This window comes from Citrobacter sp. KH_055_1 (genome assembly GCF_057838705.1).
In genome coordinates this window covers 4,680,487-4,701,813 of the sequence record NZ_CM174473.1, presented here as the reverse complement: position 1 = coordinate 4,701,813, position 21,327 = coordinate 4,680,487, and the positions used below count along the sequence as shown (strand labels likewise).

Sequence of the window (21,327 nt, the reverse complement as noted above, 5' to 3'; positions counted from 1 at the left end):
AACCGAACAATAAGACACACAACATCACGGAGTACACCATCATGGCTAACTACTTTAATACACTGAACCTGCGCCAGCAGCTGGCACAGCTGGGTAAATGTCGCTTTATGGGCCGCGATGAATTCGCCGATGGCGCGAGCTACCTTCAGGGTAAAAAAGTGGTCATCATCGGCTGTGGCGCTCAGGGTCTGAACCAAGGCCTGAACATGCGTGACTCCGGTCTGGATATCGCCTACGCACTGCGTAAAGAGGCGATTGCTGAGAAGCGCGCCTCATGGCGTAAAGCGACCGAAAACGGCTTTAAAGTCGGTACCTACGAAGAGCTGGTTCCGCAGGCTGACCTGGTGGTTAACCTGACGCCAGACAAACAGCACTCCGACGTGGTGCGTTCCGTACAGCCGCTGATGAAAGACGGCGCTGCGCTGGGCTATTCCCACGGTTTCAACATCGTGGAAGTGGGCGAACAGATCCGTAAAGACATTACCGTCGTGATGGTTGCGCCGAAGTGCCCGGGTACCGAAGTGCGTGAAGAGTACAAACGCGGTTTCGGCGTACCGACGCTTATCGCGGTTCACCCGGAAAACGATCCGAAAGGCGAAGGCATGGCAATTGCTAAAGCCTGGGCAGCCGCAACCGGCGGTCACCGTGCGGGTGTGCTGGAATCCTCTTTCGTCGCGGAAGTGAAATCTGACCTGATGGGCGAGCAGACTATCCTGTGCGGTATGCTGCAGGCCGGTTCTCTGCTGTGCTTCGACAAGCTGGTGGAAGAAGGAACTGATCCGGCATACGCGGAAAAACTGATTCAGTTCGGCTGGGAAACCATCACCGAAGCGCTGAAGCAGGGCGGCATCACCCTGATGATGGACCGTCTGTCTAACCCAGCTAAGCTGCGTGCTTACGCGCTGTCCGAACAGCTGAAAGAAATCATGGCGCCGCTGTTCCAGAAACATATGGACGACATCATCTCCGGCGAATTCTCTTCCGGCATGATGGCTGACTGGGCTAACGACGATAAGAAACTGCTGACCTGGCGTGAAGAGACCGGTAAAACCGCGTTCGAAACCGCTGCCCAGTTCGACGGTAAAATCGGCGAGCAGGAGTACTTCGATAAAGGCGTTCTGATGATCGCGATGGTGAAAGCGGGCGTTGAGCTGGCATTCGAAACCATGGTGGATTCCGGCATCATCGAAGAGTCGGCTTACTACGAATCACTGCATGAGCTGCCGCTGATTGCCAACACTATCGCCCGTAAGCGTCTGTATGAAATGAACGTGGTAATCTCCGATACCGCTGAGTACGGTAACTACCTGTTCTCTTACGCTTGCGTACCGCTGCTGAAAGAGTTCATGACCACGCTGCAAACTGGTGACCTGGGCAAAGCCATTGCTGAAGGTGCGGTAGATAATGCTCAGCTGCGTGACGTCAACGATGCTATTCGTAGCCATGCGATTGAAGAAGTTGGCCAGAAACTGCGCGGCTACATGACTGACATGAAGCGTATCGCTGTCGCAGGCTAACTCCCCGTCGTCTTTCAACTTGTTGATGCGTTGGCTACATTCGTACACCCCAGTCACATAGTTATCTATGTGACTGGAGATGAACTTCCTTGCCGCCTTCCGCTAAGACGAAATGCATAGAAGAATGTCATATTTATAGAATTTAGTAGGCCTGATAAGCGAAGCGTCATCAGGCAAAAAAGCCCGGAGGTTTATACTCCGGGCTTTCTATTAGTTGCGGTACAGCACTTTAATGATGTGGTAACCGAACTGGGTGTGCAGCGGGCCTGTTGGCTCCAGCACCGGGCAGGAGAAGACCACTTTATCAAACGCCGGAACCATCTGGCCCTGACGGAATTCACCCAGATGGCCGCCTTTCTTACCTGACGGGCAGGTGGAGTGTTTCTTCGCCAGCTTCTCGAAGTCGGCACCATTTTTAATTTGCTCCAGAAGATCCAGTGCCAGTTTCTCTTCTTTAACAAGGATATGCAGTGCTGCTGCTGTTTTTGCCATGATCGTGCCTTGAGTGGGGTAGTTGAGGCTGGCTATACTACCATGCTCTAAATCTCCCCTCCCGACTTTCATTGAGTGATCTTTATGCGTTTAAACCCCGGACAACAACAAGCCGTCGAATTCGTCACCGGACCCTGCCTGGTGCTGGCGGGTGCTGGCTCCGGCAAAACCCGCGTGATCACCAACAAAATTGCGCACCTAATCCGCGTTTGCGGCTATCAGGCACGGCATATTGCGGCGGTGACCTTTACCAACAAGGCCGCGCGTGAGATGAAAGAGCGTGTGGCGCAGACGTTGGGCCGTAAAGAGGCGCGCGGGCTGATGATCTCCACCTTCCACACCCTAGGGCTGGACATTATCAAGCGTGAATACGCAGCGCTGGGCATGAAGTCGAACTTTTCATTGTTCGATGACACCGACCAGGTGGCGTTGCTGAAGGAGTTGACCGAAGGGCTCATCGAAGACGATAAGTTGATCCTCCAACAGCTGATCTCGACGATCTCCAACTGGAAAAACGATCTGATGACGCCCTCACAGGCGGCAGCCAGCGCCAAAGGCGAGCGCGATCGTATTTTTGCCCACTGCTACGGTTTGTACGACGCGCACATGAAAGCGTGTAACGTCCTCGATTTTGACGATCTGATTTTGCTGCCTACGCTGCTGCTTCAGCGCAATGAAGAGGTCCGTGAACGCTGGCAGAACAAGATTCGTTATCTGCTGGTGGATGAATATCAGGATACCAACACCAGCCAGTACGAGCTGGTAAAACTGCTGGTGGGTAGCCGTGCGCGCTTTACCGTGGTGGGCGATGACGACCAGTCTATCTATTCCTGGCGCGGTGCACGTCCGCAAAACCTGGTGCTGCTGAGCAAAGATTTCCCGGCGTTGCAGGTGGTTAAGCTGGAACAGAACTACCGTTCTTCCGGACGTATCCTGAAAGCGGCAAACATCCTCATTGCCAACAACCCACATGTTTTTGAAAAACGACTTTTTTCCGAGCTGGGTTACGGTGTCGAACTTAAGGTATTAAGCGCCAATAACGAAGAACATGAAGCAGAGCGCGTGACCGGCGAACTGATTGCCCACCACTTTGTTAACAAGACGCAGTATAAAGATTACGCGATTCTGTACCGCGGTAATCATCAGTCGCGGGTGTTCGAAAAATTCCTGATGCAGAACCGCATCCCGTACAAAATTTCTGGCGGCACGTCGTTTTTCTCCCGTCCGGAGATCAAAGATCTGCTGGCCTATCTGCGGGTACTGAGTAACCCGGATGATGACAGCGCATTTCTGCGTATTGTGAATACGCCAAAACGTGAAATTGGTCCAGCGACGCTGCAAAAACTGGGCGAGTGGGCGATGACGCGTAATAAAAGCCTGTTTACCGCCAGCTTTGATATGGGGCTTAGCCAGACGCTAACCGGGCGCGGCTATGAGTCGCTGACCCGCTTTACACAGTGGTTGGGTGAAATTCAGCGCCTGGCCGAGCGTGACCCGATTGCGGCTGTGCGCGATCTGATCCACGGCATTGACTACGAATCGTGGCTCTATGAAACCTCACCCAGCCCGAAAGCTGCCGAAATGCGTATGAAAAACGTCAATACACTCTTCAGTTGGATGACGGAAATGCTGGAAGGTAGTGATATTGATGAACCGATGACGCTGACCCAGGTTGTTACCCGCTTTACCCTGCGCGACATGATGGAACGTGGCGAGAGTGAAGAAGAGTTGGATCAGGTACAACTCATGACGTTACATGCCTCCAAAGGGCTGGAGTTCCCGTACGTGTTTATGGTGGGCATGGAAGAAGGCTTTTTGCCACATCAGAGCAGCATTGATGAAGATAACATCGATGAAGAACGTCGTCTGGCCTATGTTGGCATCACTCGCGCGCAGAAAGAACTGATTTTTACACTGTGTAAAGAGCGTCGTCAGTACGGTGAACTGGTGCGCCCGGAGCCGAGTCGTTTTCTGCTGGAATTACCGCAGGACGATATTATCTGGGAGCAGGAGCGAAAAGTGGTCAGCGCTGAGGAGCGGATGCAGAAAGGGCAAGCCAGCATCGCGAATATTCGGGCAATGATGGCGAAAGCAAAAGAGAAGTAGGTTTTTGTAGGCCGGATAAACGTAGGCTATCCGGCAATACTTGAGGGTTAGTGCACTTCTAAAGGCCAATGGACATAGCTTTGCCACTGGCTTTCCTGATCGATAAGCTCTTTACCCAGCGGATGATGCACCAGCCAGCCTTCAGGCAGTGTTATCGTAAGATGTTCATTCTTTGCTTCGAGATGAATTTCCGGAACTAAATCGTCCCGGCGACGGCTGGCAAAAATGATCGCCAGACGGAGCAAACGGCAAAGATGTTCCGCAATACGCGGCGGCACCGCGTTTTGCTGGTGGAGCGAAGAGAGATCGACCGGGTTGGTTTGGTTGAGTAACAGCGTGGCTAACAGTTTTTTCTGTGCGGGGGTAAATCCCGGAAGATCGAGATTGCGCACCAGATAGGCCGCATGCTGCGGCGCTTGCTTAAAATCGACGCTAAGTCCAATTTCATGCAACTGACAGGCACTAATCAGTAGTTCGCGGCTGATAGCTTCCAAATGCCACTTTTTATCTACTTGATCGAGGAACTTACTTGCCAGGTTAGCGACACGATGCGCCTGATCGGTATCGACCATAAATCGACGCTGAATATTTCTCAACGTGCGACTGCGAATGTCCTGGTCCACGGCCAGATGCAGCATGCCATAGACCAGACCTTCACGTAATGCGCCGCCAGCAAGGGTCATACACTGGATATTGAGCTCAGTGAAAATGGCGATCAGGATTGCCAGCCCGCTGGGGAACACCAGCGCACGTTCCAGCGTTAACCCTTCGATTTCCAGCTCTTCAAGACGTCCGCAATGAATGGCGCGCTGCTTTAACTGCTGAAGTTTTGCCAGCGTAATGCGCTCGTCCATGCCCTGCGCCATCATGATTTCCTGCAGTGCCTGTACGGTGCCAGAAGCCCCGACACACACTTTCCAGCCGTGAAAACGTAGATTGTCAGCGACAGGACGCAAGACTTCACGCGCTGCCTTCTCTGCCTCGTCAAAGTTTTCCTGCGCCAGATTTCGATCGGTAAAGTACCGTTCGAGCCACGTGACGCAGCCCATTGACAGGCTAAACAAGGAGGTGGTTTGTGCACCTGAGCCGGTGACCAGTTCGGTACTGGCTCCGCCGATATCGACGACCAGACGCTGATCGGCACCGCCGGTGGTGTGGGCAACCCCCTGATAAATCAGCCGGGCTTCTTCTTCACCGCTAATAACCTGAACGGCACAGCCGAGGATCTCTTGCGCTTTGGCAATAAAAATGTCGGCATTGGTGGCGATACGCAGTGTCGCCGTGGCAACCACGCGAATTTGTGGCTGAGGAATATCCTGCAGGCGCTCTGCAAACAGCCGTAGACACTGCCAACCGCGCTCCATGGCTTCAGCAGAGAGCGCATTATCACTATTCAGGCCAGCGGCCAGACGCACTTTGCGTTTAATCCGCGTGAGCGTCTGGATGCTTCCCGCTACCTCGCGTACAACCAGCATATGAAAACTATTGGAGCCGAGATCGATTGCTGCATACAACGAGGTAGAATTCATACACTTCATCCTTCAACCTGTATCTGTGTTGGCTGCGTTTTCTCACCGCCTTGATACAGGCTGAATGATTTTGTGTATGGCATAACGTTTCTTAACCTGAACGACGACGATTACGCGGAGCACCACCGGTGCGGCGTGGGCCATTACCAGGGCGCGTTCGCGTCAGGCGAAGCGGCTTCGGCAAATCGGTCATCAGTGCATCCGGGTTATACTTGCTGACCGGAATCGAGTGGCCGATATAGGTCTCGATAGCAGGTAAATTCAACGCGTACTCTTCGCAGGCCAGGCTGATGGAGTGTCCGCTTGCGCCTGCACGACCGGTACGACCAATACGGTGTACGTAGTCTTCGCAGTCATCCGGCAGGTCATAGTTAAATACATGCGTAACAGCCGGAATATGCAGACCACGCGCGGCAACGTCGGTTGCAACCAGAATGTCGAGATCGCCACGGGTGAACTCTTCCAGAATGCGCAGACGTTTTTTCTGTGCCACGTCACCGGTCAGCAGACCGACGCGATGGCCGTCAGCGGCAAGGCTGCCCCAAATATCTTCGCAACGGTGCTTGGTGTTTGCAAAAACAATGGCGCGATCTGGCCACTCTTCTTCGATCAGCGTTTGCAGTAAACGCATTTTCTCTTCGTTTGAAGGATAGAAGAGCTCTTCTTTGATACGGTGGCCCGTCTTCTGTTCCGGTTCGACTTCTACGTACTCGGCGTTGTTCATTTGTTCGAACGCCAGTTCGCGAACGCGGTAAGAGAGGGTCGCGGAAAACAGCATATTCAGACGCTGGTTGGTTGGCGGCATCCGACGGAACAGCCAGCGGATATCTTTAATAAAGCCCAGATCGTACATGCGATCGGCTTCATCCAGTACCACGACCTGAATGGCACCCAGGTTGATGTGGTTCTGTTTTGCGTAGTCAATGAGACGGCCCGTGGTGCCGATAAGGATATCGACGCCGCTTTCCAGCACTTTCAGCTGTTTGTCGTAACCGTCGCCGCCATAAGCCAGGCCTAATTTCAGACCGGTAGTTTGCGCCAGCGGTTCCGCATCGGCATGGATCTGCACGGCTAACTCACGCGTTGGCGCCATAATTAGCGCACGCGGTTGGTTCACCTTGCGATCGGCAATCGCGGGATGAGAGAGAAGATAATGAAACGTTGACGTCAGAAACGCCATCGTTTTCCCGGTTCCGGTTTGCGCCTGTCCTGCGACATCACGACCTGCCAGCGTTAGCGGGAGGGCCAGTGCCTGAATGGGCGTGCAATTATGAAACCCTTTATTTTCAAGGGCTTCTATCACCTGTGGGTGCAGTGCGAAGTCGGAAAACTTCTGTTCTGTTAAATGTGTTTTGCTCATAGTGTGGTAGAATATCAGCTTACTATTGCTTTACGAAAGCGTATACGGTGAAATAAAGTCAACCTTTAGTTGGTTAATGCTACACCAACACACCAGGCTTTTTCCTGTGGAGTTATTATGAGCGATAAAATTATTCACCTGACAGACGACAGTTTTGACACGGATGTACTCAAAGCGGACGGAGCTATCCTCGTTGATTTCTGGGCAGAGTGGTGCGGTCCGTGCAAAATGATCGCTCCAATTCTGGATGAAATCGCTGACGAGTATCAGGGTAAATTGACGGTTGCGAAACTGAACATTGACCAAAACCCAGGCACCGCACCGAAATATGGTATCCGTGGTATCCCGACCCTGCTGCTGTTTAAAAACGGCGAAGTTGCGGCGACAAAAGTCGGCGCACTGTCCAAAGGTCAGCTAAAAGAGTTCCTCGACGCTAACCTGGCGTAAGATGGAATTATCAAGTTCGGGCGACCTGATTCCAAAATTCTTCGGATGACTGGACGCCCGACTTGAGTCGTGCTAAGTTAGTGTTGACTTCGTATTAAACATACCTTATTAAGTTTGAATCTTGTTTATCCAATGCTTCCCGTTGTTTCTCGCGCGAGAAGTGGACAGATTCCTGGCTTGTCGCTCAATCCGTCTTGTCGTTTCAGTTCTGCGTACTTTCCTGTGACCAGACAGCGAACAGACATGAGTCGATGGCCGTAAACAGGCATGGATGACCCTGCCATACCATTCACAACATTAAGTTCGAGATTTACCCCAAGTTTAAGAACTCACACCATTATGAATCTTACCGAATTAAAGAATACGCCGGTTTCTGAGCTGATCACTCTCGGCGAAAATATGGGCCTGGAAAACCTGGCTCGTATGCGCAAGCAGGACATTATTTTTGCCATCCTGAAGCAGCACGCAAAGAGTGGCGAAGATATCTTTGGTGACGGTGTGCTGGAGATATTGCAGGATGGATTTGGTTTCCTTCGTTCTGGAGACAGTTCCTACCTCGCAGGCCCAGACGACATCTACGTATCCCCTAGCCAAATCCGCCGTTTCAACCTCCGCACTGGTGACACCATTTCCGGTAAGATTCGTCCTCCTAAAGAGGGTGAGCGTTACTTTGCATTGTTGAAAGTTAACGAAGTTAACTACGACAAGCCGGAAAACGCGCGTAATAAGATTCTGTTCGAGAACTTAACCCCGCTGCACGCAAACTCACGTCTGCGTATGGAACGTGGTAACGGTTCTACAGAAGACTTAACGGCTCGTGTCCTGGATCTGGCGTCTCCGATCGGTCGCGGCCAACGTGGTCTGATTGTGGCACCACCGAAAGCCGGTAAAACCATGCTGCTGCAGAACATTGCACAGAGCATCGCGTACAACCACCCAGACTGCGTGTTGATGGTACTGCTGATCGACGAACGTCCGGAAGAAGTGACTGAGATGCAGCGTCTGGTTAAAGGTGAAGTGATTGCTTCCACCTTTGACGAACCCGCATCTCGCCACGTTCAGGTTGCGGAAATGGTTATCGAGAAAGCGAAACGTCTGGTTGAGCACAAGAAAGACGTTATCATCCTGCTTGATTCCATCACCCGTCTGGCGCGTGCCTACAACACTGTGGTACCGGCTTCCGGTAAAGTGTTGACTGGTGGTGTTGATGCCAACGCCCTGCACCGTCCGAAGCGTTTCTTCGGTGCGGCACGTAACGTGGAAGAGGGCGGCAGCCTGACCATCATCGCGACTGCGCTGGTCGATACCGGCTCTAAAATGGATGAAGTTATCTATGAAGAGTTTAAAGGTACCGGCAACATGGAACTGCACCTCTCGCGTAAGATTGCTGAAAAACGCGTCTTCCCGGCTATCGACTACAACCGTTCCGGTACCCGTAAAGAAGAGCTGCTCACCACTCAGGAAGAGCTGCAGAAAATGTGGATCCTGCGCAAAATCATTCATCCGATGGGTGAAATCGACGCGATGGAATTCCTCATTAACAAGCTGGCGATGACCAAGACCAACGACGACTTCTTCGATATGATGAAGCGCTCTTAAGTCGGGCATCCTCTGAAAACGCCACGTTTTACGTGGCGTTTTGCTTTTATGCCTGTAACCTAAGCGACACATAAGCAATAGTGATGTCACTCACCTTTATTTTGCGCTCGATACGTCATTCGTGTTGTGTGATTAATAATTATACAAAACAGGCATTTCGGAACGGAGTTTCCCTTCTGAATAAAGGTCTTCGTGGTTATACTTCTGCTAATAATTTTCTCTGAGAGCACGCATTGTGAATTTACTGACAGCAAGTACTGATCTCATCAGTATTTTTCTATTCACGACACTGTTCCTTTTTTTTGCGCGTAAGGTCGCAAAAAAGATCGGTTTAGTGGATAAGCCCAACTATCGTAAACGTCATCAGGGGCTGATACCGTTGGTTGGGGGGATCTCGGTTTACGCCGGTATTTGCTTTATGTTCTTAATCGCAGATTATTACATCCCACATGCTTCTCTCTACCTCGCCTGTGCCGGTGTGCTGGTTTTTATTGGCGCGCTGGACGATCGTTATGATATCAGCGTAAAAATTCGCGCCACAATTCAGGCGGCCATCGGCGTCATTATGATGGTGGTTGGTAAACTCTATCTCAGCAGTCTGGGCTACATCTTTGGCCCTTGGGAGATGGTCCTCGGTCCGTTCGGCTATTTCCTGACGCTCTTCGCCGTCTGGGCGGCAATTAACGCCTTCAATATGGTTGATGGTATTGATGGCCTGCTTGGCGGGCTGTCCAGCGTATCCTTTGCCGCAATGGGCCTGATCCTCTGGTTTGATGGACAAACTAGCCTGGCAATCTGGTGCTTCGCGATGATTGCCGCCATTCTGCCGTATATTCTGCTCAACCTCGGTGTGTTAGGTCGTCGCTACAAGGTGTTTATGGGCGATGCGGGCAGTACGCTAATTGGCTTCACCGTTATCTGGATCCTGCTGGAAACCACACAGGGTAAAACCCATCCTATTAGCCCGGTCACTGCGCTGTGGATTATCGCCATTCCTCTGATGGATATGGTAGCCATCATGTACCGTCGTTTGCGTAAGGGGATGAGTCCTTTTTCTGCGGATCGCCAGCATATTCATCATTTGATCATGCGTGCCGGGTTTACTTCCCGACAAGCGTTTGTCCTGATTACGCTGGCTGCTGCGATTCTGGCCGCCATTGGCGTGCTGGCAGAATATTCTCATTTTGTCCCTGAATGGGTCATGCTGGTGCTGTTTTTGCTAGCATTCTTCTTCTACGGTTATTGCATCAAGCGTGCCTGGAAGGTGGCAAGATTTATCAAACGTATGAAACGCAGGCTACGAAGAAACCGCGAAAACAAACCAAACTTAACCAAGTAAATGAGGATGCGATGACACAGCCATTACCGGGAGAGCGTGCCGTGAACACTGAAAATGAACTGGACATCCGTGGGTTGTTTCGGACCTTATGGGCAGGGAAGGTGTGGATTGTCGGTATGGCCCTCGTCTTTGCGCTTGTTGCTCTCGCCTATACGTTTTTTGCGCGTCAGGAGTGGAGTGCGACCGCCATTTCTGACCGACCTACGGTGAATATGTTGGGGGGCTATTACTCTCAGCAGCAGTTTTTACGTAACCTGGATATTAAGGCTAGCCTGGCTCCGGCGGATCAACCGTCGGTGATGGACGAAGCGTATAAAGAATTTGTCATGCAGGTTGCCTCGTGGGATACGCGCCGTGAGTTTTGGCAGCAGACCGATTACTTTAAGCAACGGATGGTCGGCAACAGTAAAGCCGATGCGGCTTTGTTGGATGAGCTGATTAATAACATTCAGTTTATACCTGGTGATGTACAGCGCAACACCAATGACAGCGTGAAGCTGATTGCGGAAACGGCTCCAGATGCTAACAACCTGCTGCGCCAGTATGTGGCATTTGCCAGCCAGCGTGCAGCACGCCATCTGAACGATGAGTTAAAAGGCGCGTGGGCTGCGCGCACGGTACAGATGAAAGCGCAGGTTAAACGCCAGGAAGAGGTGGCGAAATCACTCTTTTCTCGTCGCGCTCACAACATTGAACAAGCGCTCAAAATAGCCGAGCAACATAATATTTCTCGCTCTTCAACCGATGTACCTGCGGATGAATTACCGGACTCTGAGCTGTTTTTGCTCGGACGTCCTATGCTGCAGGCGCGACTCGAAAACTTGCAGGCCGTTGGTCCAGAGTTCGATCTGGATTATTTCCAAAACAGAGCCATGCTCAATACGCTGAACGTCGGTCCTACTCTGGACCCACGTTTTCAGACCTATCGTTATTTGCGGACGCCGGAAGAACCGGTAAAACGTGATAGCCCGCGCCGTGCCTTCCTGATGATTATGTGGGGCATTGTCGGGGCCTTGATCGGTGCCGGTGTTGCGTTAACCCGTCGCCGCCCGATTTAGCAATACCGTTGCAGTGAGGGGCTGGGCCCTCGCTGCCAATCCGAAGAGAATCGATGTGAAAGTACTGACTGTATTTGGCACGCGACCGGAGGCCATCAAGATGGCACCTCTGGTTCATGCGTTGGCAAAAGATCCTGATTTTGAGGCGAAAGTTTGCGTCACAGCGCAGCATCGGGAGATGCTTGATCAGGTGTTGAACCTCTTTTCCATTGTGCCTGACTACGATCTCAATATTATGCAGCCCGGTCAGGGACTCACCGAAATTACCTGCCGAATCCTTGAAGGGTTAAAGCCGATTCTGGCTGAGTTTAAACCGGATGTCGTACTGGTACATGGTGATACGACAACGACCATTGCTACCAGTCTGGCCGCGTTTTATCAGCGTATTCCTGTCGGACATGTTGAGGCCGGGTTGCGAACCGGCGATCTCTATTCTCCGTGGCCGGAAGAGGCAAACCGCACGCTGACCGGGCGTCTGGCGATGTATCATTTTGCACCTACTGAAAACTCTCGGCAGAACCTGTTACGCGAAAACATTGCCGATAACCGCATTTTTGTCACCGGCAATACGGTGATTGATGCGTTGATCTGGGTTCGCGATCGCGTACTGGCGAGCGATGAACTGCGGGCCGAATTGGCCGAGCATTATCCTTTCCTGAGCGCGGATAAAAAGATGATCCTGGTGACCGGTCATCGTCGGGAAAGCTTTGGTCGCGGTTTTGAGCAAATCTGCCATGCGCTGGCAGAAATTGCAGCGGCGAATCAGGATGTGCAGATTGTCTACCCGGTGCACCTGAACCCTAACGTCAGCGAACCGGTTAATCGCATCCTGGGTCACGTTGACAATGTGATTTTGATCGAGCCGCAGGAGTACCTGCCGTTTGTCTGGCTGATGAACCACGCCTGGCTGATCCTGACCGATTCTGGCGGTATCCAGGAAGAAGCCCCATCTCTGGGCAAGCCAGTGCTGGTGATGCGCGAAACGACGGAGCGCCCGGAGGCCATTACTGCAGGCACGGTGCGGCTGGTGGGGACCGATCCGCAGCGTATTGTGGAAGAAGTCACGCGCTTGCTGCATGACGAAGATGAATATCAGGCCATGAGCCGAGCCCATAATCCGTATGGCGATGGGCAAGCGTGTGGTCGCATTTTAGACGCGTTAAAAAACAATCGGATATCGCTATGAGTTTTACGACCATTTCTGTCATTGGGCTGGGTTATATCGGGCTGCCAACCGCAGCTGCTTTTGCTTCCCGTCAAAAACACGTGATTGGCGTAGATGTTAATCAGCATGCGGTGGACACCATTAACCGTGGTGAGATCCATATCGTTGAACCCGACCTCGGTGCGGTGGTGAAAACAGCTGTAGAAGAGGGGTATCTTCGGGCGACCACCAAACCCACGGAAGCGGATGCGTATTTAATCGCTGTGCCTACCCCGTTCAAAGGGGAGCATGAACCCGATATGGTGTACGTCGAAGCGGCGGCGAAGTCAGTGGCACCGGTGCTTAAAAAAGGCGCGCTGGTGATCCTCGAATCAACGTCACCCGTCGGGGCGACCGAGCAGATGGCCGCATGGCTTGCCGAAATTCGGCCTGATCTGACGTTCCCGCAACAGGCTGGGGAACAGGCAGACGTCAATATTGCCTATTGTCCAGAGCGCGTGCTGCCGGGCCAGGTGATGGTCGAGCTGATTAAAAACGATCGCGTGATTGGCGGGATGACGCCCGTCTGTTCCGCGCGCGCCAGCGAGCTGTACAACATCTTCCTTGAAGGTGAATGTGTGGTGACTAACGCCCGCACGGCGGAAATGTGTAAACTTACTGAAAATAGCTTCCGCGACGTGAATATCGCCTTTGCCAATGAACTGTCGCTGATTTGCGCCGAACAGGAGATTAACGTCTGGGAACTGATTCGCCTGGCGAACCGACACCCGCGCGTCAATATCCTGCAACCTGGCCCCGGCGTTGGCGGTCACTGTATTGCAGTCGATCCATGGTTTATTGTGGCGCAGAACCCGCAGCAGGCGAAATTGATCCGCACCGCCCGTGAAGTCAATGATGGCAAACCTCACTGGGTTGTTGATCGGGTAAAAGCCGCCGTAGCGGATTGTCTGGCGAAGACAAACAAACGCGCCAGCGAGGTAAAAATTGCCTGTTTTGGCCTGGCATTTAAACCGAATATTGACGATTTACGTGAAAGCCCGGCGATGGGTATCGCGCTGAGTATCGCCCAGTGGCACGGCGGTGAAACGCTGGTGGTGGAACCGAATGTTCATCAACTGCCAAAAAAACTGGATGGCCTGTGTATGTTGGCGAAACTGGACGACGCACTGGCAAGCGCTGATGTGCTGGTGATGCTGGTCGACCATAATGAATTTAAAGCGATTAAAGGCGATGCGGTACACCAGCAGTACGTGGTTGATACCAAAGGAGTCTGGCGATAATGAAACGAATTCTGGTCACCGGTGGCGCCGGATTTATCGGCTCCGCGGTTGTACGGCATATCATTAACGAGACGCAGGATGCTGTGGTGGTGGTCGATAAACTGACCTATGCCGGCAACCTGATGTCGCTAACGCCGGTCGCACAGAATGACCGTTTTGCCTTTGAGAAAGTTGATATCTGCGATCGGGCTGCGCTTGACGGTGTCTTTCAACAGTATCAGCCAGACTGCGTCATGCATCTGGCGGCGGAAAGCCACGTTGATCGTTCCATTGATGGTCCGGCTGCATTTATCGAAACCAATATTGTGGGTACCTACACCCTGCTGGAAGCGGCGCGCGCTTACTGGAACGTATTAACCGATGAGAAAAAATCGGCGTTTCGTTTCCATCATATTTCGACCGATGAAGTGTATGGCGATCTCCATTCTACGGATGATTTTTTCACTGAAACCACGCCGTATGCACCAAGCAGTCCTTATTCCGCATCGAAAGCCAGTAGCGACCATCTGGTCCGTGCCTGGCTACGTACGTACGGTTTACCTACGCTGATTACCAACTGCTCCAACAACTACGGCCCGTACCACTTCCCGGAAAAGCTGATCCCACTGACGATTCTTAACGCGTTGGCGGGCAAACCGCTGCCGGTATACGGCAACGGGCAGCAGATCCGCGACTGGCTGTACGTGGAGGATCATGCCCGCGCGTTGTATTGCGTAGCGACCACCGGGGCCGTGGGTGAAACATATAACATCGGCGGGCACAACGAGCGTAAGAATCTGGACGTAGTCGAGACGATTTGCTGTCTGCTGGAAGAACTGGCCCCCAACAAGCCACAGGGCCTTGCGCAGTACCGCTCACTGATCACCTTTGTTGACGATCGTCCTGGCCACGATCAACGTTACTCCATTGATGCGTCGAAGATTGCACGTGAACTTGGCTGGATGCCGCAGGAAACGTTTGAGAGCGGCATGCGCAAAACCGTGCAATGGTATCTGGCGAATGAGGCGTGGTGGAAGCCCGTGCAGGATGGCAGCTACCAGGGTGAACGTTTAGGTCTGAAGGGTTAATTTCCGGAGGAGGTACGCATGAAAGGTATCATTTTGGCGGGAGGGTCGGGTTCTCGCCTGCACCCCATTACGCGTGGCGTATCGAAACAGCTATTACCGATTTACGACAAGCCGATGATTTACTACCCGCTATCGGTGCTGATGTTGGCGGGGATCCGTGAAATCCTGATTATCACCACGCCGGAAGATAAAGGCTATTTCCAGCGTTTGCTGGGCGATGGCTCTGAGTTTGGCATTGAGTTGCACTATGCCGAGCAGCCAAGCCCGGACGGACTGGCGCAGGCGTTTATCATCGGCGAAACGTTCCTTAACGGTGAGCCTTCCTGTCTGGTTTTAGGTGACAACATCTTCTTTGGGCAGGGATTTAGTCCAAAACTGCGCCACGTTGCTGCCCGAACGGAAGGGGCGACGGTATTTGGCTATCAGGTTATGGATCCTGAGCGTTTCGGCGTGGTGGAGTTTGACGACAATTTCCGCGCCGTCTCGCTGGAAGAGAAGCCGAAAGAACCGAAATCTAACTGGGCGGTGACGGGACTCTATTTCTACGACAGTAAGGTGGTGGAGTACGCAAAACGCGTGAAGCCTTCCGAGCGTGGAGAGCTGGAGATTACCTCCATCAACCAGATGTATCTTGACGCGGGTAACCTGACGGTGGAACTGCTCGGCCGTGGTTTTGCCTGGCTGGATACCGGTACGCATGACAGCCTGATTGAAGCGAGTATGTTCGTACAGACGGTTGAGAAACGTCAGGGCTTTAAAATTGCCTGCCTGGAAGAAATCGCCTGGCGCAACGGCTGGCTGGATGATGAAGGCGTGAAGCGTGCCGCCAGTTCTCTGGCTAAAACCGGTTATGGTCAATATCTGCTGGAGCTACTCCGTGCTCGTCCGCGCCAGTATTGAGCCGCTGAATTGGGAGAATACGTTCTTTGGCGTGAAGAGCGCCATTGTGCGTGTTGACCCGCATGCGCCGGTTCTGACTGCGGATTCGTTGCAGCCCTGGGAGCGGGTACAGGCGAAAATTCCTGCGGCGAACGCCCAGGAGTTAGATGCATTGCAGCAGCTGGGTTTCTCGCTGGTCGAAGGGGAAGTGGATTTAGCGCTGTCGGTCACGGGCGTTTATGACAATCCTAGCGCGCAGGTCGCACAAACTGCAGATATCCCGGCGTTACGCCAGCTGGCGGGGCAGGCGTTCGCGCAAAGCCGTTTTCGTGCGCCGTGGTATGCGCCCGATGCCAGCGCGCGTTTCTACGCGCAGTGGATTGAAAATGCCGTACTGGGCACGTTCGACCATCAGTGTCTCGTTTTTCGCACACAGGCTGGCGATATTCGTGGCTATGTCTCACTGCGTGAACTGAATGAGACCGATGCGCGTATTGGCCTACTGGCTGGTCGCAGTGCGGGCGCAGAACTGATGCAGGCTGCGCTGTGCTGGGCGCAGGCTCGCGGTAAAACAACATTGCGCGTGGCGACCCAGATGGGCAATATCGCCGCGCTTAAACGTTACATACAGAGCGGTGCCAATGTAGAAAGCACCGCGTACTGGTTATACAGGTGACAACATGATCCCATTTAACGCACCGCCGGTGGTGGGCACCGAGCTTGAATACATGCAGTCTGCGATGAGCAGCGGAAAACTGTGCGGTGACGGCGGCTTTACCCGTCGTTGCCAGCAGTGGCTGGAGCAACATTTTGGCAGCGCGAAAGTGCTGCTGACACCCTCCTGTACCGCCTCGCTTGAGATGGCGGCATTGCTGCTTGATATCCAGGCTGGCGATGAAGTGATCATGCCGAGCTACACCTTTGTCTCCACCGCCAACGCCTTCGTGCTGCGTGGGGCCAAAGTCGTCTTTGTCGATATCCGCCCGGATACCATGAACATTGACGAGACGCTGATTGAAGCGGCGATCACCGACAAAACCCGCGCTATCGTACCGGTGCATTACGCGGGCGTTGCCTGCGAAATGGACACCATTATGGCACTGGCGGCTAAGTACAACCTGTTCGTGGTGGAAGATGCAGCTCAGGGCGTGATGTCGACCTACAAAGGCCGCGCGCTGGGAACGATTGGTCATATTGGCTGCTTTAGCTTCCACGAAACCAAAAATTACACCGCGGGTGGCGAAGGTGGAGCCACGCTGATTAATGATAAAAAATTAATCGAACGTGCTGAGATCATCCGCGAAAAAGGGACCAACCGTAGTCAGTTCTTCCGTGGCCAAGTGGATAAATACACCTGGCGAGATATTGGTTCCAGCTATTTGATGTCCGATCTGCAGGCCGCCTATCTGTGGGCACAACTGGAAGCGGCGGATCGTATCAACCAGCAGCGTCTGGCGCTGTGGCAGAATTATTATGATGCGCTGGAACCGCTGGCACGCGCCGGGCGTATTGAACTGCCTTCCATCCCGCAGGATTGCGTGCAAAATGCCCATATGTTTTATATCAAGCTGCGCGATATCGACGATCGCAGTGCGCTGATCAACTTCCTGAAAGAAGCCGAAATCATGGCGGTATTCCATTATATCCCGCTGCACGATTGCCCGGCTGGCGATAAATTTGGTGAGTTTGCCGGAGTTGATCGTTACACCACTCAGGAGAGCGAACGTCTGCTGCGCCTGCCGCTGTTTTACAATCTGTCGCCGGTCAACCAGCGCACAGTGATTACGACCTTACTGAACTACTTCGCCTGATATGTCGCTTGCTAAAGCGTCCCTGTGGACGGCAGCCAGTACGCTGGTAAAAATTGGTGCGGGCCTGCTGGTGGTGAAACTGCTGGCGGTTTCATTTGGCCCGGCCGGTGTGGGGCAGGCGGGTAACTTCCGCCAGATGGTTACTGTGCTCGGTGTACTGGCGGGGGCCGGAATATTCAACGGCGTCACGAAGTACGTCGCACAGCATCATGACGATCCGGCGCAGTTACGCCGTGTGGTCGGTACCTCTTCGGCGATGGTGCTGGGATTCTCCACGCTGATGGCCGCCCTTTTTCTGCTGGCAGCAGCGCCGATCAGCCAGGGTTTATTTGGTCATACGCATTATCAAGGGTTAGTGCGGCTGGTTGCACTGGTACAGATGGGCATAGCCTGGGCGAACCTGCTGCTGGCGCTGATGAAAGGTTTTCGCGATGCTGCCGGCAATGCGCTATCGCTGATTGTCGGTAGCCTGGTGGGCGTGGTGGCCTATTATGGTTGCTATCGTCTCGGGGGTTACGAAGGTGCGTTGTTAGGGCTGGCGCTGGTGCCTGCGCTGGTAGTGATCCCCGCTGCTGCGATGTTGATTAAGCGTGGAACTATCCCACTGCGCTACCTGAAACCCTGCTGGGATAACGGTCTGGCCGGGCAGTTAAGCAAGTTCACGCTGATGGCGTTGGTCACCTCCGTGACGCTGCCGGTGGCGTACGTAATGATGCGAAACCTGCTGGCAGCCCATTACAGCTGGGATGACGTGGGGATCTGGCAGGGGGTGAGCAGTATTTCCGATGCGTATCTGCAATTTATCACCGCCTCATTCAGCGTTTACTTGCTGCCGACGCTGTCGCGCTTAACTGAAAAGCATGACATTTCGCGCGAGGTCGTAAAGTCGCTGAAGTTTGTGCTACCGGCGGTTGCTGCCGCGAGTTTCACCGTCTGGCTGCTGCGTGACTTTGCTATCTGGCTGCTGTTTTCGGCTAAATTTACCGCGATGCGCGATCTATTTGCCTGGCAACTGGTGGGCGATGTCCTGAAAGTAGGGGCTTACGTTTTTGGCTATTTGGTGATCGCGAAAGCGTCGCTACGGTTTTATATTTTGGCTGAAATTAGCCAGTTCACGTTATTGACGGCATTTGCCCACTGGCTGATCCCTGCGCATGGCGCTCTGGGAGCAGCCCAGGCATATATGGCAACCTATGTGGTCTATTTTTCTCTCTGTTGCGGCGTATTTTTACTCTGGCGTAGGCGGGCATGACAGTACTGATTCACGTTCTGGGATCGGATATCCCTCACCATAACCAAACCGTATTGCGGTTTTTCAACGACTCGCTGGCTGCGACGAGCGAGCACGCGCGCGTGTTTATGGTTGCCGGTCAGGATGCGGGATTCAGCGAAAGTTGCCCGGCGTTATCGCTGAGTTTCTATAGCGGGAAAAAGGCGCTGGCAGAGGCGGTTATTAAGAAAGCGAAAGCGGATCGTCAACAGCGTTTCTTCTTTCACGGTCAGTTCAATACCAGCTTATGGCTGGCACTGCTGAGTGGGGGAATTAAACCCGAGCAGTTTTACTGGCACATCTGGGGCGCCGATCTGTATGAAGTCTCCAGTGGACTGAAATTCCGCCTGTTTTATCCGCTTCGTCGGCTGGCGCAAAACCGCGTGGGCTGCGTGTTTGCCACGCGGGGTGATTTGCGCTATTTCGCTGGGCTGCATCCGCGCGTGCGCGGTGAGCTGCTGTATTTCCCGACGCGCATGGATCCATCGCTCAATACGATGAGCGACGGGCGTGAACGCAGCGGGAAAATGACCATTCTGGTGGGAAACTCCGGCGACCGCAGCAATGAACATATTGCCGCGCTGCGCGCCGTGCATCAGCAGTTTGGCGATACGGTGAACGTGATTGTGCCCATGGGTTACCCTGCCAATAATGCGGCGTATATCGATGACGTTCGTCAGGCTGGACTGGCATTATTTCGTGCGGAAAACCTGCACATTCTCAGCGAAAAGCTGGAATTTGAGGCTTATCTGGCGTTACTGCGTCAGTGCGATTTGGGCTACTTTATTTTTGCTCGTCAGCAGGGGATCGGCACCTTGTGTCTGTTGATCCAGGCCGGCATTCCGTGTGTGCTTAACCGCGAAAACCCCTTCTGGCAGGATATGGCAGAGCAAAACTTGCCGGTATTGTTTACCACCGATGAACTCAATGAAGGTATTGTGTGCGAAGCGCAGCGTCAGCTGGCCTCGGTCGATAAGAGCGCCATTACCTTCTTTAGCCCGAATTACCTACAGCCGTGGCATAACGCGCTGAAAATTGCTTCCGGAGAAACGGTATGAGCCTGATGCAATTCAGCGGTCTGCTGGTGGTGTGGCTGCTCTCCACACTGTTTATCGCCACGTTGACCTGGTTTGAGTTCCGACGGGTACGCTTTAACTTCAATGTGTTCTTCTCATTGCTGTTTTTATTGACGTTTTTCTTTGGCTTTCCGCTGACTAGCGTGCTGGTATTCCGCTTCGACGTGGCGGTGGCCCCGCCGGAAATTCTGCTGCAGGCGCTGCTGTCAGCCGCCTGTTTCTATGCTGTCTATTACGTGACCTATAAAACCCGTTTACGCAGGCGAACGGCGGAAAGACCGCGTAAGCCACTGTTTACTATCAACCGCGTTGAGGCTCATCTGACGTGGATAATATTGATGGCGATTGCGCTAGTGAGCGTGGGCATATTCTTTATGCACAACGGCTTCCTGCTGTTCAGACTGCAGTCCTACAGCCAGATCTTCTCCAGTGAAGTTTCCGGTGTGGCGTTGAAGCGCTTCTTCTACTTCTTCATCCCAGCGATGCTGGTGGTGTACTTCCTGCGTCAGGACAGCAAAGCGTGGCTGTTTTTTCTGGTAAGCACCGTCGCGTTTGGCTTGCTGACCTATATGATTGTGGGCGGCACGCGCGCCAATATCATCATCGCCTTTGCCATCTTCCTGTTTATCGGCATTATTCGCGGCTGGATTTCGCTGTGGATGCTGGCGGCCGCTGGCGTGCTGGGCATTGTGGGGATGTTCTGGCTGGCGCTGAAGCGCTACGGCATGAACGTCAGCGGAGACGAAGCGTTCTATACTTTCCTGTATCTGACGCGCGACACCTTCTCGCCGTGGGAAAACCTGGCATTATTGCTGCAGAATTACCACAATATTGAGTTCCAGGGTCTGGCGCCGATCGTGCGTGACTTCTATGTGTTTATCCCCAGTTGGCTGTGGCCTGGGCGACCGAGCATCGTACTCAATTCGGCGAACTACTTTACCTGGGAAGTGTTGAACAACCACTCGGGGTTGGCTATCTCGCCAACATTAATTGGCTCGCTGGTGGTGATGGGCGGGGCGTTGTTTATCCCGTTAGGCGCGATTGTGGTTGGGCTTATCATCAAATGGTTCGACTGGCTGTACGAGTTAGGTAACCGGGAAACAAACCGCTACAAGTCGGCTATTTTGCACAGTTTCTGTTTCGGTGCCATTTTCAATATGATCGTGTTAGCACGTGAAGGACTGGATTCGTTTGTCTCGCGAGTGGTCTTTTTCCTCGTGATTTTTGGTGTCTGTTTGCTGGTGGCAAAACTGTTGTTCTGGCTGTTTGACAGTGCCGGACTGATTCATAAACGCATAAAATCGCTGCCCCGGACACAGGTTGAAGGATAGT

General features: G+C 53.0%; 19 protein-coding genes. 16 read left to right on the top strand and 3 right to left on the bottom strand.

The window, feature by feature from the left end; translation table 11 throughout:
* Positions 1-41 precede the first annotated feature (41 nt).
* Positions 42-1,517 (top strand): ketol-acid reductoisomerase, encoded by a 1,476-nt coding sequence (ilvC, locus tag AC3ITF_RS22080; protein WP_096758953.1) that lies wholly within the window; start codon positions 42-44, stop codon positions 1,515-1,517.
* A 210-nt stretch (positions 1,518-1,727) separates the two neighbouring features.
* Here the strand turns inward: ilvC and ppiC are convergent, their stop codons facing one another.
* On the bottom strand, positions 1,728-2,009 hold the full coding sequence (ppiC, locus tag AC3ITF_RS22075) for a peptidylprolyl isomerase PpiC (RefSeq protein WP_015960967.1): 282 nt from the start codon (positions 2,007-2,009) through the stop codon (positions 1,728-1,730).
* A gap of 84 nt (positions 2,010-2,093) precedes the next feature.
* Between ppiC and rep the strand changes: the two genes are divergently transcribed.
* A complete protein-coding gene (gene rep, locus AC3ITF_RS22070) occupies positions 2,094-4,115 on the top strand; it encodes a DNA helicase Rep (RefSeq protein WP_117343783.1) in 2,022 nt (673 codons plus the stop codon).
* Between the two features lie 47 nt (positions 4,116-4,162).
* Here the strand turns inward: rep and gppA are convergent, their stop codons facing one another.
* Together gppA and rhlB are read right to left on the bottom strand one after the other, a co-directional pair.
* A complete protein-coding gene (gppA, locus tag AC3ITF_RS22065) occupies positions 4,163-5,644 on the bottom strand; it encodes a guanosine-5'-triphosphate,3'-diphosphate diphosphatase (RefSeq protein ID WP_115259859.1) in 1,482 nt (493 codons plus the stop codon).
* Between the two features lie 91 nt (positions 5,645-5,735).
* Positions 5,736-7,004, bottom strand: coding sequence for an ATP-dependent RNA helicase RhlB (gene rhlB / locus AC3ITF_RS22060; RefSeq protein ID WP_096758950.1), 1,269 nt, complete (start codon positions 7,002-7,004; stop codon positions 5,736-5,738).
* Between the two features lie 117 nt (positions 7,005-7,121).
* On the opposite strand from rhlB, the gene trxA reads away from it, so the two are divergent.
* From trxA to wzyE, 14 genes are all read left to right on the top strand, one after another.
* Positions 7,122-7,451, top strand: coding sequence for a thioredoxin TrxA (gene trxA, locus AC3ITF_RS22055; RefSeq protein WP_001280776.1), 330 nt, complete (start codon positions 7,122-7,124; stop codon positions 7,449-7,451).
* A 132-nt stretch (positions 7,452-7,583) separates the two neighbouring features.
* Positions 7,584-7,712: a rho operon leader peptide gene (locus AC3ITF_RS22050; protein ID WP_102191218.1), complete on the top strand. Its 129-nt coding sequence runs from the start codon at positions 7,584-7,586 to the stop codon at positions 7,710-7,712.
* 78 nt (positions 7,713-7,790) lie between these two features.
* On the top strand, positions 7,791-9,050 hold the full coding sequence (gene rho, locus AC3ITF_RS22045) for a transcription termination factor Rho (RefSeq protein ID WP_096758948.1): 1,260 nt from the start codon (positions 7,791-7,793) through the stop codon (positions 9,048-9,050).
* A gap of 235 nt (positions 9,051-9,285) precedes the next feature.
* A complete protein-coding gene (wecA, locus tag AC3ITF_RS22040) occupies positions 9,286-10,389 on the top strand; it encodes a UDP-N-acetylglucosamine--undecaprenyl-phosphate N-acetylglucosaminephosphotransferase (protein ID WP_135912806.1) in 1,104 nt (367 codons plus the stop codon).
* Between the two features lie 11 nt (positions 10,390-10,400).
* On the top strand, positions 10,401-11,447 hold the full coding sequence (gene wzzE / locus AC3ITF_RS22035; RefSeq protein WP_489176018.1) for an ECA polysaccharide chain length modulation protein: 1,047 nt from the start codon (positions 10,401-10,403) through the stop codon (positions 11,445-11,447).
* A gap of 55 nt (positions 11,448-11,502) precedes the next feature.
* On the top strand, positions 11,503-12,633 hold the full coding sequence (gene wecB / locus AC3ITF_RS22030; RefSeq protein ID WP_146716619.1) for a non-hydrolyzing UDP-N-acetylglucosamine 2-epimerase: 1,131 nt from the start codon (positions 11,503-11,505) through the stop codon (positions 12,631-12,633).
* A complete protein-coding gene (wecC, locus tag AC3ITF_RS22025; RefSeq protein ID WP_146716620.1) occupies positions 12,630-13,892 on the top strand; it encodes a UDP-N-acetyl-D-mannosamine dehydrogenase in 1,263 nt (420 codons plus the stop codon). The genes wecB and wecC overlap by 4 nt, the downstream gene beginning before the upstream one ends.
* Positions 13,892-14,959, top strand: a complete 1,068-nt coding sequence (gene rffG, locus AC3ITF_RS22020; protein WP_489176017.1) for a dTDP-glucose 4,6-dehydratase — start codon at positions 13,892-13,894, stop codon at positions 14,957-14,959. Before wecC ends, rffG begins: the two co-directional genes overlap by 1 nt.
* 18 nt (positions 14,960-14,977) lie before the next feature.
* On the top strand, positions 14,978-15,859 hold the full coding sequence (rfbA, locus tag AC3ITF_RS22015) for a glucose-1-phosphate thymidylyltransferase RfbA (RefSeq protein ID WP_137363068.1): 882 nt from the start codon (positions 14,978-14,980) through the stop codon (positions 15,857-15,859).
* Complete coding sequence (gene rffC / locus AC3ITF_RS22010; protein ID WP_115259853.1) at positions 15,837-16,514, top strand: dTDP-4-amino-4,6-dideoxy-D-galactose acyltransferase; 678 nt, start codon at positions 15,837-15,839, stop codon at positions 16,512-16,514. Before rfbA ends, rffC begins: the two co-directional genes overlap by 23 nt.
* A gap of 4 nt (positions 16,515-16,518) precedes the next feature.
* Positions 16,519-17,649, top strand: a complete 1,131-nt coding sequence (gene rffA, locus AC3ITF_RS22005) for a dTDP-4-amino-4,6-dideoxygalactose transaminase (protein ID WP_096758940.1) — start codon at positions 16,519-16,521, stop codon at positions 17,647-17,649.
* A 1-nt stretch (position 17,650) separates the two neighbouring features.
* Positions 17,651-18,901, top strand: a complete 1,251-nt coding sequence (gene wzxE / locus AC3ITF_RS22000; RefSeq protein ID WP_117343790.1) for a lipid III flippase WzxE — start codon at positions 17,651-17,653, stop codon at positions 18,899-18,901.
* A complete protein-coding gene (locus AC3ITF_RS21995) occupies positions 18,898-19,977 on the top strand; it encodes a TDP-N-acetylfucosamine:lipid II N-acetylfucosaminyltransferase (RefSeq protein WP_489176016.1) in 1,080 nt (359 codons plus the stop codon). Before wzxE ends, AC3ITF_RS21995 begins: the two co-directional genes overlap by 4 nt.
* Positions 19,974-21,326: an ECA oligosaccharide polymerase gene (gene wzyE, locus AC3ITF_RS21990; RefSeq protein WP_096758937.1), complete on the top strand. Its 1,353-nt coding sequence runs from the start codon at positions 19,974-19,976 to the stop codon at positions 21,324-21,326. The genes AC3ITF_RS21995 and wzyE overlap by 4 nt, the downstream gene beginning before the upstream one ends.
* Position 21,327 lies beyond the last annotated feature (1 nt).

Excerpts from the sequence above, each read along its gene's own strand:
- ilvC (WP_096758953.1), top strand. The coding sequence starts at position 42 with ATGGCTAACTACTTTAATACACTGAACCTGCGCCAGCAGCTGGCACAG.
- ppiC (WP_015960967.1), bottom strand. The coding sequence starts at position 2,009 with ATGGCAAAAACAGCAGCAGCACTGCATATCCTTGTTAAAGAAGAGAAA.
- rep (WP_117343783.1), top strand. The coding sequence starts at position 2,094 with ATGCGTTTAAACCCCGGACAACAACAAGCCGTCGAATTCGTCACCGGA.
- gppA (WP_115259859.1), bottom strand. The coding sequence starts at position 5,644 with ATGAATTCTACCTCGTTGTATGCAGCAATCGATCTCGGCTCCAATAGT.
- rhlB (WP_096758950.1), bottom strand. The coding sequence starts at position 7,004 with ATGAGCAAAACACATTTAACAGAACAGAAGTTTTCCGACTTCGCACTG.
- trxA (WP_001280776.1), top strand. The coding sequence starts at position 7,122 with ATGAGCGATAAAATTATTCACCTGACAGACGACAGTTTTGACACGGAT.
- AC3ITF_RS22050 (WP_102191218.1), top strand. The coding sequence starts at position 7,584 with ATGCTTCCCGTTGTTTCTCGCGCGAGAAGTGGACAGATTCCTGGCTTG.
- rho (WP_096758948.1), top strand. The coding sequence starts at position 7,791 with ATGAATCTTACCGAATTAAAGAATACGCCGGTTTCTGAGCTGATCACT.
- wzzE (WP_489176018.1), top strand. The coding sequence starts at position 10,401 with ATGACACAGCCATTACCGGGAGAGCGTGCCGTGAACACTGAAAATGAA.
- wecC (WP_146716620.1), top strand. The coding sequence starts at position 12,630 with ATGAGTTTTACGACCATTTCTGTCATTGGGCTGGGTTATATCGGGCTG.
- rffG (WP_489176017.1), top strand. The coding sequence starts at position 13,892 with ATGAAACGAATTCTGGTCACCGGTGGCGCCGGATTTATCGGCTCCGCG.
- rfbA (WP_137363068.1), top strand. The coding sequence starts at position 14,978 with ATGAAAGGTATCATTTTGGCGGGAGGGTCGGGTTCTCGCCTGCACCCC.
- rffA (WP_096758940.1), top strand. The coding sequence starts at position 16,519 with ATGATCCCATTTAACGCACCGCCGGTGGTGGGCACCGAGCTTGAATAC.
- wzxE (WP_117343790.1), top strand. The coding sequence starts at position 17,651 with ATGTCGCTTGCTAAAGCGTCCCTGTGGACGGCAGCCAGTACGCTGGTA.
- AC3ITF_RS21995 (WP_489176016.1), top strand. The coding sequence starts at position 18,898 with ATGACAGTACTGATTCACGTTCTGGGATCGGATATCCCTCACCATAAC.
- wzyE (WP_096758937.1), top strand. The coding sequence starts at position 19,974 with ATGAGCCTGATGCAATTCAGCGGTCTGCTGGTGGTGTGGCTGCTCTCC.